This window comes from Mycolicibacterium palauense (assembly GCF_002592005.1).
GTDB classification, from domain to species: domain Bacteria; phylum Actinomycetota; class Actinomycetes; order Mycobacteriales; family Mycobacteriaceae; genus Mycobacterium; species Mycobacterium palauense.
Window position 1 is genome coordinate 20395 of sequence record NZ_NVQF01000031.1, and the last position, 20741, is coordinate 41135.

The window sequence follows — 20741 nt, forward strand, 5'->3', positions numbered from 1 at the left end:
CGGGTACCGTCGCGCCCCTCAGACGGATTCGTGGTCACCCGGTTCGTCGTGCCCGGGCTCGGGGGTGCGCCGCCCGCGGGACAGCGCCGCCACCGCGATCACGGCCGCCAGGGCGACGGCGGCGGGCACCCCGAACGCCGTCAGGGTCAGCGGTCCCTGCGGTGCCTGTGCGGTCAGCAGCGCCGCCAGCACCGTCATCGCGACCAGCGCAGCGCCCAGCACGGTGGCCAGCACCACCGCCCGGGCCCGCGCGCCGGCCCTCACCGCTGGCCCCCGGCGGTGTCGACGCCGACGGACGGCCCGGCCGGCGCGGCGGTCAGCCAGGTGGTGTTGCCGTACAGCGCCTTGGCGGTGAGCACCATGGCCACCACGAGCGCCGCGGTGAACAACCATGCGCTCAGCGCCAGCTGCACACCGCCGCTGAGCGTGTGCCCGCTGGTGCACCCGCCGGCCATCCGGGCGCCGAAGAGCACCAGAAACGAACCCGTGAACGCCCCGAACGCCCGCCGGCGTGGGCTGGGCCCGAACCTGTTGCGCCAGGACGGCGGCAGCACCGGACGGAAGGCGGTGAACCGCCGGCTGATGAACAGCGCCGAGATCAGCGCCCCGAACAGCACACCGACGTCGGTGAGGGGCTCCCAGCCGATACCGCGGATCACCTCGCCGGTGTAGGCGAAGTGGGGCAGAAAGAGCTTGCCCACCAGCCACGAGTAGGTCGTCGACTGTCCGAAGATCTGGCGCAGGAAGATCGACAACACCACGATGATCGCCACGGCCGTGGCCACCATCAGGATCGTTCGCGCGTAGAAGTTGGCCGCGGGCACCGTGTCGGAACCCACGCGGCGTTGCCAGCGGCTCGGCGCCGAGCCGGTCGGGTCGATCGAGCCCTCGGCGAGGTAGGCCGCCGTGTCACGCATGCAGGCACGGTCGTGTTCGTCGACCGAGCAGGACGATTGAGGGCTGGTCAGGTCGCGCAGGCAGCTGTGCGTGCCGCCCTTGTAGCGGGGGAGGAAGTACAGCAGCGCGAAGACCACCACCGCGTAGCCGAGCGCCACCAGGAACGTCGTCCACGGTGAGATGTCGGCGATGTTGCCGGTGAGCACGAGGTCGCCGAAGTTGGCGGAGTGCACCAGCCACTGTCCGGGCGCGGTCTGGTAGACCAGCGTCCAGGCCAGTGCGCCCAGCAGACCGCCCGGGATGGCGTAGAGGGCGTCCCTGCGGCCCTCACCCAGCGCGATCCACTCGGTCCCGGGAAAGTAACCGCCGATGGCCGCGCCGACGCCGAAGATCAGCCCGCCCAGCGCGACCCCGTAGACGTACAGCGGTTTCGGGCCGAAGTGCATCGACACGCCCAGCGCGTGCAGGCCGTACAGCAGGACCGCGCCGATGGCCGTGACGCTGGCGAAACACCCGATCAGCAGCCGGTCGACGAGCCTGGCCGTGCGGATGATGGTCTCGGGATTGCCGATGCCCCACAGCGAGGCCGGCACACCGAAGGCCACCCCGATCAAGAGGCCGACCCACAGCGGGGCGGTCACGCCGATATCGGTCACGATGCCCATCCCGTCCACCGGGCGGTCCGACCGGACCGCGTCGCCCTCCCGGGACGGACATGCCGGCCCGGCGGTGATGCCTCGTCAACTCTAACCGCGCCGGCTGTCAGCGGACTGTGCCGTCCGCAGTACCGCGAAGGACCACGGTGGCAGCTCGGTGCTTCGTTCCCCGACGGTCGGGTCATCCCAGGCCAGCACCACCTCGCCGGTCGCCGGGACGCTGACCGCGGTGTCGCCGAGGTTGCAGGCCAGCCTCAGCCCGCCGCGCCGCAGCAGCATCCAGCGCTGCGCCTCGTCGTAGTCGACCCCCAGATGGTCCAGCCAGAAGTCGGCGAGGTCGGGTTCGTCGGTGCGGAGCGCGATGAGGCGGCGGTAGAGCCCGTGCAGGCGCGCGTGCCCGCCGGTGTCGACCTCGGCCCAGTCCAGTTTCGACCGCTCGAAGGTCGCGGGATCCTGGGGATCGGGCACGTCGGCGGCATCCCAGCCGTGCTCGGCGAACTCCGCCCTGCGTCCGGCCCGGGTAGCCTCGGCCAGCTCGGGCTCCGGGTGCGAACTGAAGAACTGGAACGGCGTCGAGGCACCCCACTCCTCGCCCATGAACATCATCGCCGTGAAGGGCGTCAGCAGCGCCAGCGCGGCGCTGACGGCCAGCTGCCCGCTGCTCAGATACGCCGACGGGCGGTCGCCCACGGCACGGTTGCCGACCTGGTCGTGGGTGCTGGTGTAGGCCAGCAGCCGAGAGCCGGGGACCGTCGCGGTGTCCAGCGGGCGCCCGTGTCTGCGGCCCCGGAAACTGGAGAACGTCCCGGCGTGGAAGTAGCCGTTCTTCAGCGTCTGCGCCAGGGTCTGCAGCGAGCCGAAGTCGGAGTAGTAGCCCTGGCGCTCGCCGGACACCGCGGTGTGCAGTGCGTGGTGGATGTCGTCGTCCCACTGGGCGGTCATCCCGTAGCCGCCCTCGGAGCGCGGTGTGATGTAGCGGGGGTCGTTGCGGTCGGATTCGGCGATCAGCGACAGTGGGCGGCCCAGCCGGGCGGACAGCGCCTCGGTCTCGGCCGAGAGCTCCTCCAGGATGTGCACGGCGGTGGTGTCGACCAGCGCGTGCACGGCGTCCAGCCGCAACCCGTCGGCGTGGAAGTCGCGCATCCAGCGCAGGGCGGAGCCGATGATGAAGTTGCGGACCTCGTCGGAGTCGGCGTCGGCGATGTTGATGCCCTCACCCCACGGGTTGCTCGCCGAGGACAGGTACGGCCCGAACCGCGGCAGATAGTTGCCCGACGGGCCCAGGTGGTTGTAGACGGCGTCGATGAGCACACCGAGGCCGCGGCGGTGGCAGGCGTCGACGAAGCGCACCAGGGCGTCGGGGCCGCCGTAGGGTTCGTGGACGGCGTACCAGCCCACACCGTCGTACCCCCAGCCCCGGGTGCCGGCGAAGGCGTTGACCGGCATCAGTTCGACGAAGCCGACCCCGAGGTCCACCAGATAGTCCAGCCGATCGATGGCCGAGTCGAAGGTGCCTGCGGTGGTGAAGGTTCCGGTGTGCAGCTCGTAGATCACCGCGCCCTCGACGGACCGGCCGCGCCAGCCGCCGTCGGTCCAGACCGCCGTCGCCGGGTCCCACAGCTGGGAACGTTCGTGTACCCCGTCGGGCTGGCGGGCCGACCGCGGGTCCGGTACCACGGTGGGATCGTCATCGAGCAGGAAGCCGTAACGGGCATCGGGCGCGGCGTCGACGGTGACCCGCCACCAGCCGTCATCGCTGCGGGTCATCGGGTGCACCGTGCCCTCGACGTCCAGGCGGACCAGGTCCGGTATGGGTGCCCAGACCGCGAACTCGTGCTCAGCCATCGGCACGCACCAGCAGCGCGACGGGCAGTTCGGCGAACAACTCGGCCGCGGGGACGGGTCCGGACCGGGTCACGCCGGAGAGCAGATCGGTCCACGAACCGTCCGGCATCGCCACGATCGTGTTGTCCCAGCCCTTTTCGGCCAGCCGTGCGGTCCACCGACTGACGGCCACCAGCACGTCCTCGCCGCGCCGGAACGCCACGATGTGCTCGGCCACCGAACCCGCGGAATAGACCGGGTAGTGCCCGCCCGAGAGGAATGTGTCGGGTCGGTCGCGGCGCAGCCGCAACGCCGCACGCACGACGCGCATCTTCGGGTGTGTCATGTCGGCCAGCGCGGTGCGGCGTTCGTCGTAGTCCACCGCTCGCCGGTTGTCCGGGTCGACAAGACTGTCCTCCCACAACTCCGTGCCCTGGTAGACATCCGGAACTCCGGGCGCGGTCAGAGAGATCAGCTTCTGTCCCAGGGCGTCGGAGTGGGCATGGGGGGACAGCCGCTCGAGCAGGGCGGTCAACTCCGCCGCGACGGGACCGTCGAGGATCGCGTCGAGCCACGCGTGCACCGCGGCTTCGAATGTCGTGTCCGGGTCGGTCCAGCTGGTGTGCAGCCCGGCCTCACGGATGGCTTTCTCGGCGTAGGCATGCAGCCGCCCGCGCAGTTCGGTGTCGACGAGGCCGTCGGCGGGCCACACGCCGAAGATGTTCTGCAGCAGGAACATCGCGGTGGCCACATCCGGACACGGTGTGCTGCGCAGCCAACCGTGCACCAGCTCGGACCACAGGGACGGCACCTGGGACAGCACCCCGATGCGGGCCCGGACGTCTTCACCCCGCTTGGTGTCATGGGTGCTCAGGGTGGTCATGGCGGCGGGCCACAGCGCGGCCCGCATCGCGGCTCGGCGATGAAACTCCGCTGCGCTGACCCCGAAACGCTCGGGTTCACCGCCGACCTCGTTGAGCGAGACCAGCCGGGCATCGCGGTAGAACAGGCAGTCCTCCATCGCCTTGGCGGTGGCCGCGCCGCACAGCTGCTGCAGTCGCGCACCGACCTCGCCGGAGCGCGTCAACGCCGAGGACAGCAGCTCCAGCGGGGCCGCACACTCGGGTTGTGCCGCGATGGTGTCGGCGATCGCGACCGACAGCACCTGTGACAACGACCGGTAGTCGCAGCGGTACACACCGATGTGGCTGAGCAGTGCCGCCACGGCTGCCGGGAGCTGCTCGTGATCGGCCCCGACCGCCATCACGACCGCCCGACGCAGCCGGGCCAGCTCGCTGGCGAGGGTCTCGGTGACGGCTGCCACCTTGAGCCGGCGCGCCTCGGCCGCGGTGGCGGTGTGGTCGACCCCGGCCGCGTCCGACAGCGCGGTGAGCGCGGGACGGCCACTGGGATCGACGAACAGGCCACCGGTTTCGCGCAGTGCGTCATAGCCGGTCGTGCCCTGGACCGGCAGGCTGGGGTCCAGGGCCTCGTCGACGGCCAGGATCTTCTCGATCACGATCCAGGCGTCTGGCCCGGTGAGCTCCCGCAACCGCGCCAGATACGCGGGCGGATCGGACAACCCGTCGGGGTGATCGATGCGGATCCCGTCGACCAGCCCCCCGGCGAACCAGCGGGCCACCTCGGCGTGGCTGGCATCGAAGACCTCGCGGTCCTCCTGGCGCAGCCCCGCCAGCGAGGTGATGGAAAAGAAGCGGCGGTAACCGCACACCCCGTTGCGCCAGCCGACCAGCCTGTAGTGCTGCCGGTCGTGCACCTGCGCCCCGGTGCCCCCGGCGGTGCCCGCAGCGATCGGGAACTCCAGATCTCCCAGCCGCAGCGTGTCGCCGGCCACCTCCAGGTCGGCGACATCGGTGTCGGCGCCCAACACCGGCAGCACGATTCGGCCCTGCGGGTCCACCGACCAGTCGATGTCGAAGTATCCGGCGTAGGGCGAGGCTGGCCCGTGCCGCAGCACGTCCCACCACCAGGGGTTGTTCCGTGGGGTGTCGACGCCGACGTGGTTGGGCACGATGTCGACGACCAGCCCGAGCCCGCGCTCGTGTGCCGCGTCGGCCAGTGCCGAAAAGCCCTCGGCGCCACCGAGTTCAGCCGAGACGGTGGTCGGATCGGTGACGTCGTAGCCGTGCGTCGACCCCGGCTCGGCGGTCAGGATGGGCGACAGGTACAGGTGGGTGACCCCGAGGTCGTCGAAGTAGTCGAGCAGCCGGCGGGCGTCGTCGAAGGTGAACCCGTCGCCGCGCATCTGCAGTCGGTAGGTGGAGACCACCGGGGCAGGCATGGGGCGGGCCACCGATCAGGCCGTCTTCCGCAGGACCAGCATGGAGCGCCCGGTCAGGGTCAGGGCCCGCCCGGCCTTGATCACCCGCCGGCTGGCGCCGGTGGGGTCTGCCGTGTTGAGTTCGGCGGTCCACTGCTTGGCGTAGTCGCCGTCCGGGGTGATCACGCGCACGGCACGGCTGTGGGCGTTGAAGCACAGCAGGAACGAGTCGTCGCCCACCCGCTCGCCGCGCGCGTCGGGTTCCGGGATCGCCTCGCCGTTGAGGAACACCACCACGCTCTTGAACCCGGAGTACCAGTCGGCGTGCGTCATCTCCACCCCGTCCTTGGTGAGCCAGACGATGTCGCGGATCCGGGCGGCGCTGCCCAGCGGCTCGCCCGCGAAGAACCTGCGCCGGCGGAACACCGGATGGTTCTTGCGCAGGGTGGTGGCCCGGCCCATGAAGGCCAGCAGGTCCGCGTTCTTCTCGGCCAGCGTCCAGTCCATCCACGACAGCGCGGAGTCCTGACAGTAGACGTTGTTGTTGCCCAGCTGGGTGCGGCCGAATTCGTCGCCGTGACTGAGCATCGGCGTGCCCTGCGAGACCATCAGGGTGGCGATGATGTTGCGCATCTGCCGCGACCGCAGCGCCAGGATCTCGGGATCGTCGGTCGGGCCCTCCACGCCGCAGTTCCACGAGCGGTTGTGGCTCTCCCCGTCGCGGTTGTCCTCGCCGTTGGCCTCGTTGTGCTTCTCGTTGTAGGACACCAGGTCGTTCAGGGTGAACCCGTCGTGAGCGGTCACGAAGTTGATGCTGGCGCTCGGGCGCCGCCCGGTGGCCTCGTAGAGGTCCGACGACCCGGTCAGCCGGGACGCGAACTCACCCAGGGTTGCGGGCTCACCCCGCCAGTAGTCACGCACAGTGTCGCGATATTTCCCGTTCCACTCGGTCCACAAACCCGGAAAGTTGCCGACCTGGTAGCCGCCCTCACCGATGTCCCACGGCTCGGCGATCAATTTCACCTGGCTGACCACCGGATCCTGCTGCACGAGGTCGAAGAACGCCGACAGCCGATCCACGTCGTAGAACTCGCGGGCCAGCGTGGAGGCCAGGTCGAAGCGGAACCCGTCGACGCGCATCTCCTGCACCCAGTAGCGCAGCGAGTCCATGATCAGCTGCAGGGTGTGCGGATGGCGCGCATTGAGGCTGTTGCCGGTGCCGGTGAAGTCCTTGTAGTAGCGCAGGTCGCCGTCGAGCAGGCGGTAGTAGGCGGCGTTGTCGATGCCGCGGAAGTTGATGGTCGGGCCCAGGTGGTTGCCCTCGGCGGTGTGGTTGTAGACGACGTCGAGGATCACCTCGATGCCGGCGGCGTGAAACGCCTTGACCATGGACTTGAACTCGGCCACCGCACCGCCGGCGTGCGGGTTGGCGGCGTACTGGTAGTGCGGGGCGAAGAACCCGACGGTGTTGTACCCCCAGTAGTTGCGCAGCCCGAGGTCCAGCAGGCGGTGGTCGTGCATGAACTGGTGGGTGGGCATCAGCTCGATCGCCGTGACGTTCAGCGACTTCAGGTGGTCGATGATCACCGGGTGGCACAGCCCGGCGTAGGTGCCGCGCAGTTCCTCGGGCACCCCCGGATGTGTCTGGGTCATGCCCTTGACGTGCGCCTCGTAGATGATCGTCTCGTGGTAGGGGGTGCGCGGCGCCCGGTCGTTGTCCCAGTGGAAGAACGGGTTGATGACCACCGAGGTCATCGTGTAGCCCAGCGAATCCACCCGCGGCGGCACGCCGCCGGAGGCGGGATCCTCGGCGTCCAGGTCGTAGGAGAACAGCGCCTGGGTGAACCGGAAGTCACCATGGAACGACTTCCCGTAGGGGTCGACGAGCAACTTGCTCGGGTCGCAGCGGTGCCCCCGTGCGGGATCCCAGGGCCCGTGCACCCGATAGCCGTAGCGCTGGCCGGGGGTGATCGTGGGCAGGTAGCAGTGCCACACATAGCCGTCGACCTCGTCGAGTTCGACCCGGGTCTCGGTGCCGTCCTTGGCGATCAGGCACAGCTCGACCCGGTCGGCGACCTCGGAGAACAGCGCGAAGTTCGTGCCGGCGCCGTCGTAGGTGGCACCCAGCGGATATGCGCTACCCGGCCACACGGTGGTCACCGCCGGTGTCGAGGGCCCCAGCAGGCCCTGCTGCGGCCGGCCCGGAACGGGGTCCACGGGGGATGGCCCGGACGGATGGTCGGGCTCGCTCAGCGACATTTCTAGACCCTATCGGCGCGACGGGCGCGTCGCTCGACCGCCGGCCGCGAGCCTCACCACCATCCGGTGGCGGCGGCCATCTGCCGGCCCAGCTCTTTGGTCATGGTGCGCATGTACGTGGCCGTCAGGTGGTGAGAATCGTGGTAGACCAGCACATTTCCCTCGGCGGACCGGCAGTAGTCGGGGCGGCACACCGCGTCGGTCATGTCCAGCGGTTTCAGGTTCGGGAACCGCTCGAGGAAGTCCAGGGTCGGGTTGCGGTCGGCGAGCAGCTCGGAGCGCTTGACCTTGCACGTGTCGGGCGTGCCACCGTCGGCGATGCAGTCGGCGGCCACGAAGGGCTTGCCGTCCTTGACCATCCACGGCGTGTCGCGCATCGCCAACACCTGGATTCCGTTGTCGGCGAAGGCCTGCCAGATGCCGACGTAGGTCGCCGGCATCACGTCACCGAACTTGATGTTCCACGGCCGGGTGGACGTCGTGAAGACGTAGTCGGGGCGGTCGGCGATGAGCTTGGCCATGGTCTTCTCGACCCAGTCATGGCACTGGGGGTAGATGGCGTTGTTGCCCATGATCCGCGGCACCTTCTCGGTGGACAGCGGGCAGCCCATCTTCAGGTAGGTCACGATCTTGAAGTGGTGCATCCGGCCCAGCAGATCCAGCGCGGTCAGCCAGTGTTCGGCATGGGAGCCGCCGGCCAGCGCGATGGTCCGGGTGGCGTCCTGGTCACCGTAGGTGCAGTTGATCAGGTCGCCGTTGTGGAAGTCGCTGATGCACCCGTCCTCGGTGGACTCGGGGAGATCCTTGCTGGCCTCCAGCACCGTCGGCCGCATCGGCAGTTTCGGCACCCGCACCCCGTTGAGCAGCGCTCGGGCCCCCGGGTAGTCCCGCGAACTCAGGCCGGCCAGCTCCTTGCCCGAGGCGCGCTGCACGGTGACGTGCTCGCGCCAGGTGAACGAGGTGGCGGTCAGCGCGACGCCCAGCAGCGCCACCGTCGAGCCCAGCACCATGGTGGGCCGGCGCAACCGGGTCCGCCACGGCGGCTTGATCACCAGCGTCGTCGCCGCCGGTGCCGGGGTGCGGTAGCGCAGCGGCTCCTCGACGAACCGCATCGTCGCGTAGGCCAGCACGCCGGAGACCGCGAGAATCCCGGCGCCCTCCCAGAAGTTCGCCCGCGTGTGGCCGGTGTAGGCCAGCCAGAAGATCAGCAGCGGCCAGTGCCACAGATACAGCGAGTAGGCCATGGAGCCCAGGGTCACCAGCGGGCCCCAGGCCAGCACCCGGTTGGGGAGCGGCATCCGGCCGCCGGTGTGCGGATCGGCCTGCCGGTTGGCCGCGGCCAGGATCATCAGCACCGCGGCCCCGACGGGCACCAGCGCCCAGGGCCCGGGGAACTGTTTGACGCCGTCGAGCAGCGCGCCGCAGGACAGGATCGCGGCCAGGGCGACGGTGGCCAGCGTGGTGCGCAGCCACATCGGCATCCGCAGCGAGCCCACCACCGCGCCGGCCAGGGCGCCGATCAGCAGTTCCCAGGCCCGGCCGAAGCTGTTGTAGTAGGCGGTGGCCTGGTCGGCCTGCTGGGCGAAGATCGCGTAGACGAAGGAGGCGACGGTGAGGGCGCCGATGAGCACGATGAAGAACACCCGCAGGTGCCGGCCGAGCGGTTTGCGCAGCAGCGCGGTGAGCAGCACCACCGCGGCCAGGAAGGCGATGTAGAACTGGCCCTGCACCGACATCGACCAGATGTGCTGTAGCGGGCTGACGGCCTCGCCGGCGCGCAGGTAGTTCGAGACCGTGTTGGCCAGTTCCCAGTTCTGGTAGTAGCCCAGGCTGGCCAGGCTCTGGTCGGCGAAGGTCTCCCAGCGGGTCTCGGGCTGGATCAGGATCGTCAACACCGCCGACGCCGCGAGCACGATCACCAGGGCCGGCAGCAGCCGGCGCACCAGGCGCACGACCTCCCGGGCCGGGGCCATGGGGGCCGCGGGGTTCAGTGCGTTGCGCAACAGGCGGCCGCCGAAGAAGAACCCGGACAACACCAGGAAGACGTCGACGCCGCCGGAGACCCGGCCGAACCAGATGTGGAAGACAGCGACGAGCGCGATGGCCACACCGCGCAGGCCATCCAGGTCGTGACGATAGAAACCCGATTTCCTGGTTCCCATCGCGGTCGAGGTCACAGGCTCCGGGACGGTTGCTGGGACCGGCCGGGTCGGGGTCAGAAACATCATGGTCGCATGACAATCTACCCAACCTCGCTGAGCGCATCCTGCCGAGTGAGCCCCGTCGGGCCGGGACCCGGCGGCGGTTCGGGCCGTCCGGATTAGGCTGCTGCGTCGTGTGTGCGCTGACTCCTGAGCAGATCGCCGCCGTCGACGCTGCCCACATCTGGCATCCGTACAGCACCGTCGGGGTGCCCACGGCGCTGCCGCCGTTGGTGGCTCTCGGCGCCGACGGCGCCTGGCTGACGCTGGTGCGTGACGGCCGCGAGGTGCGGGTGCTCGACGCGATGGCGTCCTGGTGGACCGCGGTGCACGGGCACGGGCATCCGGTGCTGGACGCCGCGCTGACCCGGCAGCTGGGCGTGATGAACCATGTGATGTTCGGCGGACTGACCCACGAGCCGGCGGCGCGGCTGGCGCAGCTGCTGGTCGACATCACCCCGGCGGGCCTGGACACCGTGTTCTACAGCGACTCCGGCTCGGTGTCGGTGGAAGTGGCCATCAAGATGGCGCTGCAGTACCAGCGCGGGCGGGGGCGCGGCGGCCGGCGTCGGATGATGACGTGGCGGGGCGGCTACCACGGCGACACCTTCGCGCCGATGAGCGTGTGCGACCCCGAGGGCGGCATGCACGAGCTGTGGGCCGGCGGCGAGGACGGCGAGGACGGCGTGCTGGCCCGGCAGGTGTTCGCACCGCCGGTGCCGCGCGACTACCGCCCCGACTACAGCGCGGCCTTCGAGCAGCAGCTGACCCGGCACGCCGACGAGATCGCCGGTGTCATCGTCGAACCGGTGGTGCAGGGCGCGGGCGGGATGCGGTTCCACGATCCCCGCTACCTCACCGATCTGCGGGCCATCTGCGACCGCCACGGAGTACTGCTGGTCTTCGACGAGATCGCCACCGGTTTCGGTCGCACCGGCGAACTGTTCGCCGCCGACCACGCCGGGGTGAGTCCGGACATCATGTGTGTCGGCAAGGCGCTGACCGGTGGCTACATGACGATGGCCGCCACGTTGTGCACCGCCGCCGTCGCCGAGACGATCAGCACCTCGGAGCCGGGGGCGCTGATGCACGGCCCGACGTTCATGGCCAACCCGCTGGCGTGCGCGGTGTCGGTGGCCAGCGTGGAGGTTCTGCTGGGCCAGGACTGGCGCGGGCGCATCGCGCAGATCGAAGCGGGCCTGCGTGACGGTCTGGCCCCGGCGGCGGGACTCCCGGGCGTCGCCGACGTCCGCACCCGGGGGGCGATCGGCGTGATCGAGATGGATCGTCCGGTGGACCTGGCCGCGGCCACGCCGGTGGCCCTCGACCACGGCGTGTGGCTGCGGCCCTTCCGCAATCTGCTCTACGTCATGCCGCCCTACATTTGCACACCCGACGAGATCGACCAGATCGCCTCCGCCCTGGTGGCGGTCGCGCGTGCGTTAACCTGAACACTGTTCAAGTCCGCCCGACGGCGCTCAGCGCCGCTCGACGATCTCTTAGGGGGCGTCGGTGACGCGCGCCGTGACCTCACCGCTGGCCTGGCTCGACGACGTCGAGCGGCAACGCCGCGCCGCGGGTCTGCGCCGGAGCCTGCGGGCCCGGCCCGCCGCGGCCACCGACATCGACCTGGCCTCCAACGACTACCTGGGGCTGGCCACGCACCCGGATGTGATCGAGGGCGCGATCGCCGCGGTGCGGACCTGGGGTGCGGGCTCCACCGGCTCCCGGCTGGTCACCGGCAACACCGAACTGCACGAGGAATTCGAGGACGCCCTGGCCGGTTTCGTCGGCGCGTCGGCGGCGCTGGTGTTCTCCTCGGGCTATACCGCCAACATCGGTGCGGTGGTCGGGCTGTCCGGTCCCGGATCGCTGATCGTCTCCGACGCGTACTGCCACGCCTCGCTGGTCGACGCCTGCCGGCTGTCCCGTGCGCGGGTGGTGGTCAGCCCGCATCGCGATGTCGACGCGGTGGAGCGCGCGCTGGCCACCCGGGACGAGGAGCGCGCCCTGGTGGTCACCGACTCGGTGTTCTCCGCCGACGGGGCGCTGGCCCCGCTGCGCGGACTGCACGAGGTCTGCCGGCGTCACGGTGCACTGCTCGTGGTCGACGAGGCGCACGGGCTGGGCGTGCGGGGGAGCGGCGGGCGCGGTCTGCTGCAGGAGACCGGGCTGGCCGGAGCGCCCGATGTGGTGATGACGACCACCCTGTCCAAGGCGTTGGGCAGCCAGGGCGGCGCGGTGCTCGGCCCGGCCGCGGTGCGCGCCCACCTGGTCGACGCCGCCCGGACCTTCATCTTCGACACCGGCCTGGCGCCCGCCGCGCTCGGCGCCGCCGCGGCGGCGCTGCGCCTGCTGGCCGCCGAACCCGGGCGCGCCGATGCCGTGCTGGAGCATGCCCGCACCCTGGCACGGGTGTGCGGGGTTCCCGAGGAGCCGCAGTCGGCGGTGGTGTCGGTGATTCTGGGCGACCCGGAGGTGGCGGTGGCCGCGGCGGCGGCCTGCCTGGACCGCGGCGTGCGGGTGGGCTGTTTCCGCCCCCCGACGGTGCCCGTGGGGACGTCGCGACTGCGGTTGACCGCGCGGGCCTCGCTGACCGCCGACGAACTCGAGGGCGCCGGTGCGGTGCTGGCGGGTGTGCTGGCCGAAGCACGCTCATGAGCGTGCTGGTGGTCACCGGCACCGGCACCGGGGTGGGCAAGACGGTGGCCACCGCGGCGCTGGCCTGCCATGCCCGGCTCGCCGGTATGGACGTGGCGGTGTGCAAGCCGGTGCAGACCGGTACCGCCGAGGGCGATGACGATCTGGCCGAGACGGGCCGGCTGTCGGGGGTCTCGGCGTTGTTCCCCGGGGCGCGCTATCCCGATCCGCTGGCTCCGGTGGCGGCCGCCGAGGCGGCCGGGCGGGCGTTGCCGACCCGCGCCGAGCTGGTGGACACGGTCCGCGGCGCCGACGCGCCGGGGCGCCTGACCCTCGTCGAGGGCGCGGGAGGGCTGCTGGTCGAGCTGGGTGAGGGCGGCTGCACGCTGCGCGACCTGGCCGTCGACCTCGGTGCCGCGGTCGCCATCGTCGTCGCGGCCGGGTTGGGCACGCTGAACGACACCGCGCTGAACCTCGAGGCGCTCGCTTCCCGGGGGCTGTCGTGTGCGGGGCTGATCGTCGGGAGTTGGCCGCGGCGGCCGGGACCCGCCGAGATCTCCAACCGGGCGACCCTGCCACGGATGGCGCCGCTGCGCGGGGTGCTTCCGGTCGGGGCCGGCGCACTGTGCCCGGCGGAGTTCGAGGCGCTGAGCGCGCAGGTCTTCGAGCCGGGCTGGGTCACCGGGCTGGTCGCCTGAGGTGGTGCACTCGGTCGAGCTGCTGTTCGACGAACGCACCGAGGCGCAGGTGCGGCGGATGTGGTCGGCCCTCGACGACGCCGGACTGCCCAGCCAGGCCCGCCATCGCTCGGCGAGCAACCGCCCGCACGTCACGGTCATGGTGGCCGAGCGGCTCGGCGCCGCCGTCGACGAGGAGCTGGCCGCCCTCCCGGACCTCGCGGACGCACTGCCCCTGGAGTGCACGGTGGGCGCGCCGCTGGTGTTCGGCGGGGGCCGGCTGGTCCTCGCGCGCCTGATCGTCCCGACCGAGGCGCTGCTGGCGCTGCAGCGGCGGGTGTTCGAGGTGTGCGCGCCGCACCTGCACGAGGTGCTCCCGCACGCCGGCCCGGGGCACTGGACCCCGCATGTGACGCTGGGGCGCCGGATCCGGTCCACGGACCTGCCCGCCGCGCTGGAGGCGCTCGCCGAGCTCCGCGGCGATCTGACCGGACGGTTCAGCGGACTCCGGCGCTGGGACGGCGACGCCCGCGTCGAACATCGCCTCGTCGGGCCCTGATGGACCGCCCCGGGCCCGCCACGATCAGCGCGGTACGCCGCCGCGGACCGCGAGCCCGTCGATCAGCAGGGTCAGCCCGAATCCGAAGGCCGCACCCGGGCCCTCGCCGGCGGTGAGTGGCGGGGCAAGCAGGGACTGTCCCTCCGGGAGCGCGCCGGCGGCATCCCACTGCAGCCGCGACTGCTCGTCGGCGGTGAAACCGAGCACGTAGTAGACGACGGTGCGCGCGGCCAGCCCGGCCTGGGTGGCGGCCAGCCCGGCGTCGGTCGCGGCGGCGGCCAGGGCGTTCAGGATGTCGGTGAGTGCCTCGGACTGCCCGGCGGAGAAGCTCGCCGAGACCAGCTCGGATCCGTCGGTGTGCGACAGCAGGGCGTCGCGCAGCCGACCGGCGATCTCGGTGATCCGGGCGCGCCAGTCCCCGTCGGGGACCGCGGCGCGCGCCTGGCCCAGCATGTCGTCGGCGACGGCGCCCAACAGCTGCTGTTTGTTGGCGAAATGCCAGTACAGGGCGCCCGGGGTCACCTCGAGCTCACGGGCCAGCCGGCGCATGGTCAGGTCGGCCAGGCCGTAGTCGTCGAGGATCCGGGTCGCGGTGGCGACCACGTCGCGTTTGTGCAGCTGCACGCCGCTAGCCTAGCCTGAACACCGTTCAATTCGGCGCGGTGCCGGTCCGTCGGGGCCGGACGCCACGCCGGAGCAGGATTGCGACCCGGAGTTCGACCTCGATGTCGACCTGGGGTTCGACCGCGAGGGCATCCTCGAGGTCGACGTGGATCGGGAGGAGAAGCGCCGGTGACACAGGCCGCCATCGACGGCACCGATGTTCTGGATCTGGCCCGCGAGCAGGTGCTCGAGCGGGGCGAGGGTCTCGACCGCGATCAGGTGCTGCGGGTGCTGCAGCTGCCCGACGACCGCCTCGAGGCGCTGCTTTCGCTGGCCCACGATGTGCGGATGCGGTGGTGCGGGCCGGAAATCGAGGTCGAGGGCATCATCAGCCTGAAGACCGGCGGCTGCCCCGAGGACTGCCACTTCTGCTCGCAGTCGGGGCTGTTCGCCTCGCCGGTCCGCAGCGCCTGGCTCGACGTTCCCAGCCTGGTGGAGGCCGCCAAGCAGACCGCGAAGTCCGGCGCCACCGAATTCTGCATCGTGGCGGCGGTGCGCGGCCCCGACGAACGGCTGCTGGCTCAGGTCGCCGCCGGCATCGAGGCCATCCGCAACGAGGTGGACATCCACATCGCCTGCTCGCTGGGCATGCTGAGCGGCGAGCAGGTCGAGCGGCTCGCCGACATGGGTGTGCACCGCTACAACCACAACCTGGAGACCGCGCGCTCCTTTTTCCCCAACGTCGTGACCACCCACAGCTGGGAGGAACGCTGGGAAACGCTGACGATGGTCCGCGAGGCCGGCATGGAGGTGTGCTGCGGCGGGATCCTCGGCATGGGGGAGACGCTGGAGCAGCGGGCCGAGTTCGCCGCCGACCTTGCGGCGTTGAATCCGCACGAGGTGCCGCTGAACTTCCTCAACCCCAGGCCGGGCACGCCCTTCGGTGACCTGGAGGTGCTACCGGCGTCCGAGGCGCTCAAGGCCGTCGCCGCGTTCCGGTTGGCCCTGCCTCGCACGATGTTGCGATTCGCCGGCGGGCGCGAGATCACCCTCGGCGACCTGGGGGCCAAGCAGGGCATCCTGGGCGGCATCAACGCCGTCATCGTCGGCAACTACCTCACCACCCTGGGCCGGCCGGCCGAGGCGGATCTGGAGCTCCTGGAGGACCTGCAGATGCCGATCAAGGCGCTCAACGCGAGCCTGTGATCGGCATCCACGGGTGATGGTCGACGATCTGCCCGCCGCCCTCGGGGCCGGCGCCTACAACGTCTACACCGGTGTCGAGTCCACCCAGGCGACGGGGGCCGCGGTGCCCACGGCGGCGCAGCTGGGTCTGGAACCGCCGCGATACTGCGCCGCGTGCGGGCGCCGCATGACCGTCCAGGTGCGTCCCGACGGCTGGTGGGCGAGATGTTCGCGTCACGGCCGCGTCGATTCCAGCGAACTGGAGCGGCGATGACCGCGCCCGGGAGCGGCGTGCGCCCGAATCCCGGCGCGGTACCGGGATTTCGCCCCCGGCGCTCGGCGGCGGTGGTGTTCGGCACGCTGTGCGCGGCGGGTGTGGTCGTCGGGCTGCTCTGGGCGGCGTTGGCGCCCCCGGTGCACGGCGTCATCGTGCTCAATCGCAGCGGTGACCGGATCCAGGGCTATCTGGGCAACGAGGCCGACAACTTCTTCGTGGCCGCGTTCCTGATGCTGGGCATGTTGTCGGTGGTGGCGGTGGTGGCCGCGGTCTGGGCCTGGCAGTGGCGGGCCTACCGGGGACCCCTGATGGTCGCCGGTCTGTCGGGCGGTGCCGTCGCGGCGGCGGCGATCGCCACCGGTGTCGGGGCGGCTCTGGCGCGGCTGCGTTACGGCGCGATCGACATCGCGGCGGCGCCGGTGACCCCGGAGAATCGGGTGCATTACGTCACCGAGGCGCCGTCGGTCTTCTTCGGGCACGGCCCGCTGGAGGTGGTGGCCACGTTGCTGGCGCCGGCGGCGGTGGCGGCGCTGGTCTACGCGCTGCTGGCGGTCTCGACCGCCCGCGACGACCTCGGTGGCTACCCGCCTCAGCTGCAGCGCGGTGCGGACCTGCCGCAGGTGGTCACCGGGGGCGCGGTGACCACGGCCTGGCAGCGGCCCGCGAAGTAGGGCAGCGGTCCCCGGCCGATCACTGCGTGATGTGCGCCACCGGATTCGGATTCGGACCCGGCTTGACGGTAGGTTCTGGCGCGGCAGCATGCCCTGCCCGCCGGGGGTGACCGGCCTGGGTCCCGGCATGAGAGTGCGCTGATGCACCTGCCTCTCCGTACCCGATGGATGCACGCGTGACCCGGTGGACGCACGCGTGTGTGTGAAAGCCGCCCTGCGGCGACCCCGAATTGGAGTGTCTTGGCTAACCGCGACGCGACGTCGACGCCCTCAACCGTGCCGCAGGCCGGCGAGCCCGGAACGTCGGTGCTGGCCGCTCTGCGCTCCCCGCGCCGGCTCAAGACCGAGGTGCTGGCCGGCCTGGTGGTCGCCCTGGCCCTGATCCCGGAAGCGATCTCGTTCTCGATCATCGCCGGCGTCGACCCCCAGGTGGGGCTGTTCGCGTCGTTCACGATGGCCGTCACGATCGCCTTCGTGGGCGGACGCCCGGCGATGATCTCCGCCGCGACCGGGGCGATCGCGCTGGTCATCGCTCCGCTGGCCCGTCAGTACGGCATGGACTACTTCGTGGCCGCGGTCCTGTTGGCCGGGGTGTTCCAGATCCTGCTCAGCGTGTTCGGGGTGGCGCGGCTGATGCGCTTCGTTCCCCGCAGCGTCATGGTCGGTTTCGTCAACGCGCTGGCGATCCTCATCTTCACCGCCCAGCTGCCGCACCTGCTGGGCGTGCCGGCCCTGGTGTATCCGTTCGTGGCGGTCGGCCTGCTGATCATGGTGTTCCTGCCCAAGATCACCACCGCCGTGCCCGCACCGCTGGTGGCCATCGTGGTGCTCACCGTCGCGGCGCTGGCCTGGGGGATCGACCTTCCCGACGTCAGCGACGAGGGCCAGCTGCCCTCCAGCCTGCCGGCGCTGTTCGTGCCGCACGTGCCGCTGACCCTGGAGACCCTGCGCATCGTGGCTCCGTATGCCCTGGCCATGGCGCTGGTGGGCCTGCTGGAATCGCTGATGACCGCCAAGCTCGTCGACGACATCACCGACACCCACTCCGACAAGACCCGGGAAGGCTGGGGCCAGGGGGTGGCCAACGTGGTCACCGGCCTCTTCGGCGGGATGGGCGGCTGCGCGATGATCGGCCAGACCATGATCAACGTGAAGGTGTCGGGAGCCCGTACCCGCATCTCGACGTTCCTCGCCGGCGTGTTCCTGCTGGGGCTGGTCGTCGGGCTGGGCGACGTCGTGGGAATGATCCCGATGGCCGCGCTGGTGTCGGTGATGATCATGGTCTCGGTCGGCACGATGGACTGGCACAGCATCAGCCCCGCCACGCTGCGCCGGATGCCGCGCAGCGAGACGATGGTCATGCTCGCCACGGTGGTCGTCACGGTCGTCAGTCACAACCTGGCCTACGGCGTGATCGTCGGGTCGCTGACGGCGATGGTGCTCTTCGCGCGCCGGGTGGCGCATTGGATGACCGTGCAGAAGACCAGGGAGACCGGTGCCGGCGGCACCGACAGGGTCGTCTACCGGGTCTCGGGGGAGCTGTTCTTCGCCTCCAGCAACGATCTCGTCTATCAGTTCGACTACACCGGTGACCCCGCCGAGGTGGTCATCGACATGGCCGATTCCCATGTCTGGGACGCCTCCACCGTCGCCGCGCTGGACGCGATCGAGACCAAGTACCGCGCCAGGGGCAAGGACGTCACAATCGTTGGGCTGAACGAGGATTCGGCCGAACGCCACGGCCGCCTGTCCGGGCGGCTGGGTGCGGCGCACTAGGCGCCGCCTCGCCGAGGCTGCAAACTGTGACGGGCCCACCCGGGCGACGCGTACAACATCTGCAGTGTCGGCGGGGGGAACTCAGAGGTCGAAGCGCGACAGCGGCGAGCGGTGCACGGCACGGCCGGTGAGCACCCGGGCCGTGATGGCGCCCAGCCGCAGCATTCCGCGGTAGGTCGACGGGTTGAACAACGTCGGCCACTTGGTGCGCACGATGTGGTCGTGCAGCGGGCGGCCGGCGAATCGGTCGCGCAGCCAGCGCAGCGTCATCGGTGCGGACATCGGGTGCAGCAGCATGTGCTCGCTGAACAGGTCGCGGTGGTAGGTCACCCGGGAGCCGCCGCGCGCGTAGGTGTGGGCCAGCTCGTCGATGTCGTTGACGTCGATCACCCGGTCGTGCACGGCCTGGACGAGCAGCACCGGCACGTCGGGGGCCTCGACGCCGAGCTTGATGTCGGCGAAGACGCGTTGCACCTCGGGCAGGTCGAGGATCTCCTCCAACGGGCGATCGACCAGGGTTCCCATGTCCCGGCCGGCCATCCGCAACAGCGCGGCCACGGTGGTCATCTCCTCGACCTCGGCCAGCATCGCCTTGCCCGCGTCGGTGGCGTGCTCGGAGATCACCCGGTCCAGTTCGGGGTAGATGTGCGACAGTGCCGCCACCACCATGGCCGGCAGCCCGGAGTACACACTGCCGTTGAGCCGGCGGAAGGCGTGACCCAGATCGCCGACGGGCGAGCCCAGCACCGCGCCGACGATGTTGAGCTCGGGTGCATAGCGCCCGGCGGTCTCGGCGGCCCAGGCGGTGGCCAGCCCGCCGCCGGAATACCCCCACAGGCCGACGGGCGCCTCGGCGTCCAGATCCAGCCGGTCGCAGGCCACCGCGGCGCGCAGGCCGTCGAGTACGTGGTAGCCCGGTTCGTGCGGTGCGCCCCACATGCCTTCGATGCCTTCGTGGTCCGGGACCGACACCGCCCAGCCTTCGGCCAGCGCGGCCGCGACCAGCAGGAATTCCAGCTGCGCCAGCGAGCCCAGGGCGTGGGCGCCGCGGCGCAGTGCGTAGGAGGGGAAGCAGCGCCCGGCCACGGCGTCGATCGCGCACTGGTAGGACACGATCGGACACGGCCCCTCGCCGCGCTCGGCGGGTGTCATCACGGTGGTCACCGCGGCCGCGGGCTCACCGTGCATGTCCGTCGTGCGGTAGAGCAGCTGCACGGCGGTGAACTGCTGGGGGATGAGGCCCAGAAACGCGAGTTCGACGTCGCGGGTGCGGAACACGGTGCCCGGTTCGGCGTGCTCGAACCCCGGTGGGGGCAGATAGAACGGATCCTGCGCGGGAAGGGTGGGCCGGCGACCGGACCGGATCGGTTCGTGCTGCGGCCGGCCGATCCAGGCCGCCGTCGAGGCGGTCGCGTTGCCGAGCTCCATGCGGACTCCCTTCCGGGGGCGAAACGACCCCGAAAGAGCATTGTCTCTTAGTGAACCCTTAAATTTCCAATCGGGGGGTCAGGTCGGTGGGCGCAGCGCGGCGAACTCGTCGGTCACCCGCAGCAGCGAGTCGGTGAATCGGTAGAGCGCGGCCGGGCGCCCGCCGCTTCGCCCGGCGGGCGCGGTGGTGCCGGTGCGGGTGATCACTCCGCGGCGCGCCAGCACGCGCTGCAGGTTGGTGGCGTCGACCTGGTAGCCCAGTGCGGCGCTGTAGATGTCGCGCAGCGTGGACAGGGCGAATTCCCTGGGGGCCAGGGCGAATCCGATGTTGGTGTACGACAGTTTGGCCACCAGGCGGGCGTGGGCGTGGGCCACCATGGGGCCGTGGTCGAAGGCCATCGGCGGCAGGGCGCTGACCGGGTGCCAGCGGGTGTCCGGCGGCAGCTCGGGGGTGGCGGGGGAGGGCACCAGGCCCAGGAACGTGGTGGCGATGGTGCGGGCCCCCGGCACCCGGTGCGGATCGGAGAACACCGCCAGCTGTTCCAGGTGGGCGATCTCACGCAGGTCGACCTTCTCGGCCAGTTGACGGCGGACTGAACTCGTCATGTCCTCGTCGTGACGCAGGCTGCCGCCGGGCAGCGCCCACGCGCCGCGCTGCGGATCCATCGCCCGTTCCCAGAGCAGCACGCTGAGCTGCGGCTTCGGCGTGTCGAGGCGGCGAACCTGGAAGACCACGGCGAGCACCTCGTGGGCGGTGTTACCATTGGTCATGTTTTCGATCATAAGTCGAAAACCTCGACGGCGAAA

The 20741-nt window shown here is 70.9% G+C and carries 17 protein-coding genes; 8 read left to right on the forward strand and 9 right to left on the reverse strand.

The window, feature by feature from the left end:
* Positions 1-18: 18 nt before the first annotated feature.
* From CSR00_RS14285 to CSR00_RS14310, 6 genes are all read right to left on the reverse strand, one after another.
* Complete coding sequence (locus tag CSR00_RS14285) at positions 19-264, reverse strand: hypothetical protein (protein WP_141564360.1); 246 nt, start codon at positions 262-264, stop codon at positions 19-21.
* Entirely contained in the window at positions 261-1562 is a 1302-nt protein-coding gene (locus CSR00_RS14290) for a YeeE/YedE thiosulfate transporter family protein (RefSeq protein ID WP_099023070.1), read from the reverse strand. The genes CSR00_RS14285 and CSR00_RS14290 overlap by 4 nt, the downstream gene beginning before the upstream one ends.
* A gap of 81 nt (positions 1563-1643) precedes the next feature.
* Positions 1644-3398, reverse strand: a complete 1755-nt coding sequence (gene treZ, locus CSR00_RS14295) for a malto-oligosyltrehalose trehalohydrolase (protein WP_099023104.1) — start codon at positions 3396-3398, stop codon at positions 1644-1646.
* Positions 3391-5679, reverse strand: a complete 2289-nt coding sequence (gene treY / locus CSR00_RS14300) for a malto-oligosyltrehalose synthase (RefSeq protein WP_099023071.1) — start codon at positions 5677-5679, stop codon at positions 3391-3393. Before treY ends, treZ begins: the two co-directional genes overlap by 8 nt.
* A gap of 15 nt (positions 5680-5694) precedes the next feature.
* A complete protein-coding gene (gene glgX, locus CSR00_RS14305; protein WP_099023072.1) occupies positions 5695-7917 on the reverse strand; it encodes a glycogen debranching protein GlgX in 2223 nt (740 codons plus the stop codon).
* A gap of 53 nt (positions 7918-7970) precedes the next feature.
* Complete coding sequence (locus CSR00_RS14310; protein ID WP_099023073.1) at positions 7971-10145, reverse strand: acetyltransferase SucT; 2175 nt, start codon at positions 10143-10145, stop codon at positions 7971-7973.
* 107 nt (positions 10146-10252) lie between these two features.
* Here CSR00_RS14310 and CSR00_RS14315 point away from each other — a divergent pair, with 107 nt between their 5' ends.
* The 4 genes from CSR00_RS14315 to CSR00_RS14330 all read left to right on the forward strand — a co-directional run bounded on the left by CSR00_RS14315 (position 10253) and on the right by CSR00_RS14330 (position 13994).
* Complete coding sequence (locus CSR00_RS14315; protein WP_099023074.1) at positions 10253-11569, forward strand: adenosylmethionine--8-amino-7-oxononanoate transaminase; 1317 nt, start codon at positions 10253-10255, stop codon at positions 11567-11569.
* A gap of 61 nt (positions 11570-11630) precedes the next feature.
* A complete protein-coding gene (locus CSR00_RS14320) occupies positions 11631-12779 on the forward strand; it encodes an 8-amino-7-oxononanoate synthase (protein ID WP_099023075.1) in 1149 nt (382 codons plus the stop codon).
* On the forward strand, positions 12776-13456 hold the full coding sequence (gene bioD / locus CSR00_RS14325) for a dethiobiotin synthase (RefSeq protein ID WP_099023076.1): 681 nt from the start codon (positions 12776-12778) through the stop codon (positions 13454-13456). Before CSR00_RS14320 ends, bioD begins: the two co-directional genes overlap by 4 nt.
* A gap of 1 nt (position 13457) precedes the next feature.
* Entirely contained in the window at positions 13458-13994 is a 537-nt protein-coding gene (locus CSR00_RS14330) for a 2'-5' RNA ligase family protein (protein WP_099023077.1), read from the forward strand.
* A gap of 24 nt (positions 13995-14018) precedes the next feature.
* Here the strand turns inward: CSR00_RS14330 and CSR00_RS14335 are convergent, their stop codons facing one another.
* Positions 14019-14618 carry a TetR/AcrR family transcriptional regulator C-terminal domain-containing protein gene (locus CSR00_RS14335; RefSeq protein WP_099023078.1) on the reverse strand — a complete coding sequence of 200 codons (600 nt, stop codon included), beginning with the start codon at positions 14616-14618 and terminating at the stop codon, positions 14019-14021.
* A gap of 183 nt (positions 14619-14801) precedes the next feature.
* Here CSR00_RS14335 and bioB point away from each other — a divergent pair, with 183 nt between their 5' ends.
* The 4 genes from bioB (at position 14802) to CSR00_RS14355 (ending at position 18506) form a co-directional block, all read left to right on the forward strand.
* A complete protein-coding gene (gene bioB, locus CSR00_RS14340) occupies positions 14802-15803 on the forward strand; it encodes a biotin synthase BioB (protein ID WP_328514712.1) in 1002 nt (333 codons plus the stop codon).
* Positions 15804-15819: 16 nt separating this feature from the next.
* Positions 15820-16056, forward strand: a complete 237-nt coding sequence (gene bsaP / locus CSR00_RS14345; RefSeq protein WP_407662444.1) for a biotin synthase auxiliary protein BsaP — start codon at positions 15820-15822, stop codon at positions 16054-16056.
* On the forward strand, positions 16053-16730 hold the full coding sequence (locus CSR00_RS14350) for a DUF2567 domain-containing protein (RefSeq protein WP_099023081.1): 678 nt from the start codon (positions 16053-16055) through the stop codon (positions 16728-16730). Before bsaP ends, CSR00_RS14350 begins: the two co-directional genes overlap by 4 nt.
* 240 nt (positions 16731-16970) lie before the next feature.
* Positions 16971-18506, forward strand: a complete 1536-nt coding sequence (locus CSR00_RS14355) for a SulP family inorganic anion transporter (RefSeq protein WP_099023082.1) — start codon at positions 16971-16973, stop codon at positions 18504-18506.
* A gap of 81 nt (positions 18507-18587) precedes the next feature.
* Here CSR00_RS14355 and CSR00_RS14360 read toward each other — a convergent pair whose 3' ends face one another.
* Complete coding sequence (locus tag CSR00_RS14360) at positions 18588-19934, reverse strand: lipase family protein (protein ID WP_099023083.1); 1347 nt, start codon at positions 19932-19934, stop codon at positions 18588-18590.
* A 78-nt stretch (positions 19935-20012) separates the two neighbouring features.
* Positions 20013-20705 (reverse strand): NUDIX hydrolase, encoded by a 693-nt coding sequence (locus tag CSR00_RS14365; RefSeq protein WP_099023105.1) that lies wholly within the window; start codon positions 20703-20705, stop codon positions 20013-20015.
* Between the last annotated feature and the right edge of the window lie 36 nt (positions 20706-20741).

Bases quoted from the DNA above. Each gene is read 5' to 3' on its own strand.
- CSR00_RS14290 (WP_099023070.1), bottom strand. From the start codon at position 1,562: ATGGGCATCGTGACCGATATCGGCGTGACCGCCCCGCTGTGGGTCGGC.
- treZ (WP_099023104.1), bottom strand. From the start codon at position 3,398: ATGGCTGAGCACGAGTTCGCGGTCTGGGCACCCATACCGGACCTGGTC.
- treY (WP_099023071.1), bottom strand. From the start codon at position 5,679: ATGCCTGCCCCGGTGGTCTCCACCTACCGACTGCAGATGCGCGGCGAC.
- glgX (WP_099023072.1), bottom strand. From the start codon at position 7,917: ATGTCGCTGAGCGAGCCCGACCATCCGTCCGGGCCATCCCCCGTGGAC.
- CSR00_RS14310 (WP_099023073.1), bottom strand. From the start codon at position 10,145: ATGATGTTTCTGACCCCGACCCGGCCGGTCCCAGCAACCGTCCCGGAG.
- bioD (WP_099023076.1), top strand. From the start codon at position 12,776: ATGAGCGTGCTGGTGGTCACCGGCACCGGCACCGGGGTGGGCAAGACG.
- bsaP (WP_407662444.1), top strand. From the start codon at position 15,820: ATGGTCGACGATCTGCCCGCCGCCCTCGGGGCCGGCGCCTACAACGTC.
- CSR00_RS14350 (WP_099023081.1), top strand. From the start codon at position 16,053: ATGACCGCGCCCGGGAGCGGCGTGCGCCCGAATCCCGGCGCGGTACCG.
- CSR00_RS14360 (WP_099023083.1), bottom strand. From the start codon at position 19,934: ATGGAGCTCGGCAACGCGACCGCCTCGACGGCGGCCTGGATCGGCCGG.
- CSR00_RS14365 (WP_099023105.1), bottom strand. From the start codon at position 20,705: ATGACCAATGGTAACACCGCCCACGAGGTGCTCGCCGTGGTCTTCCAG.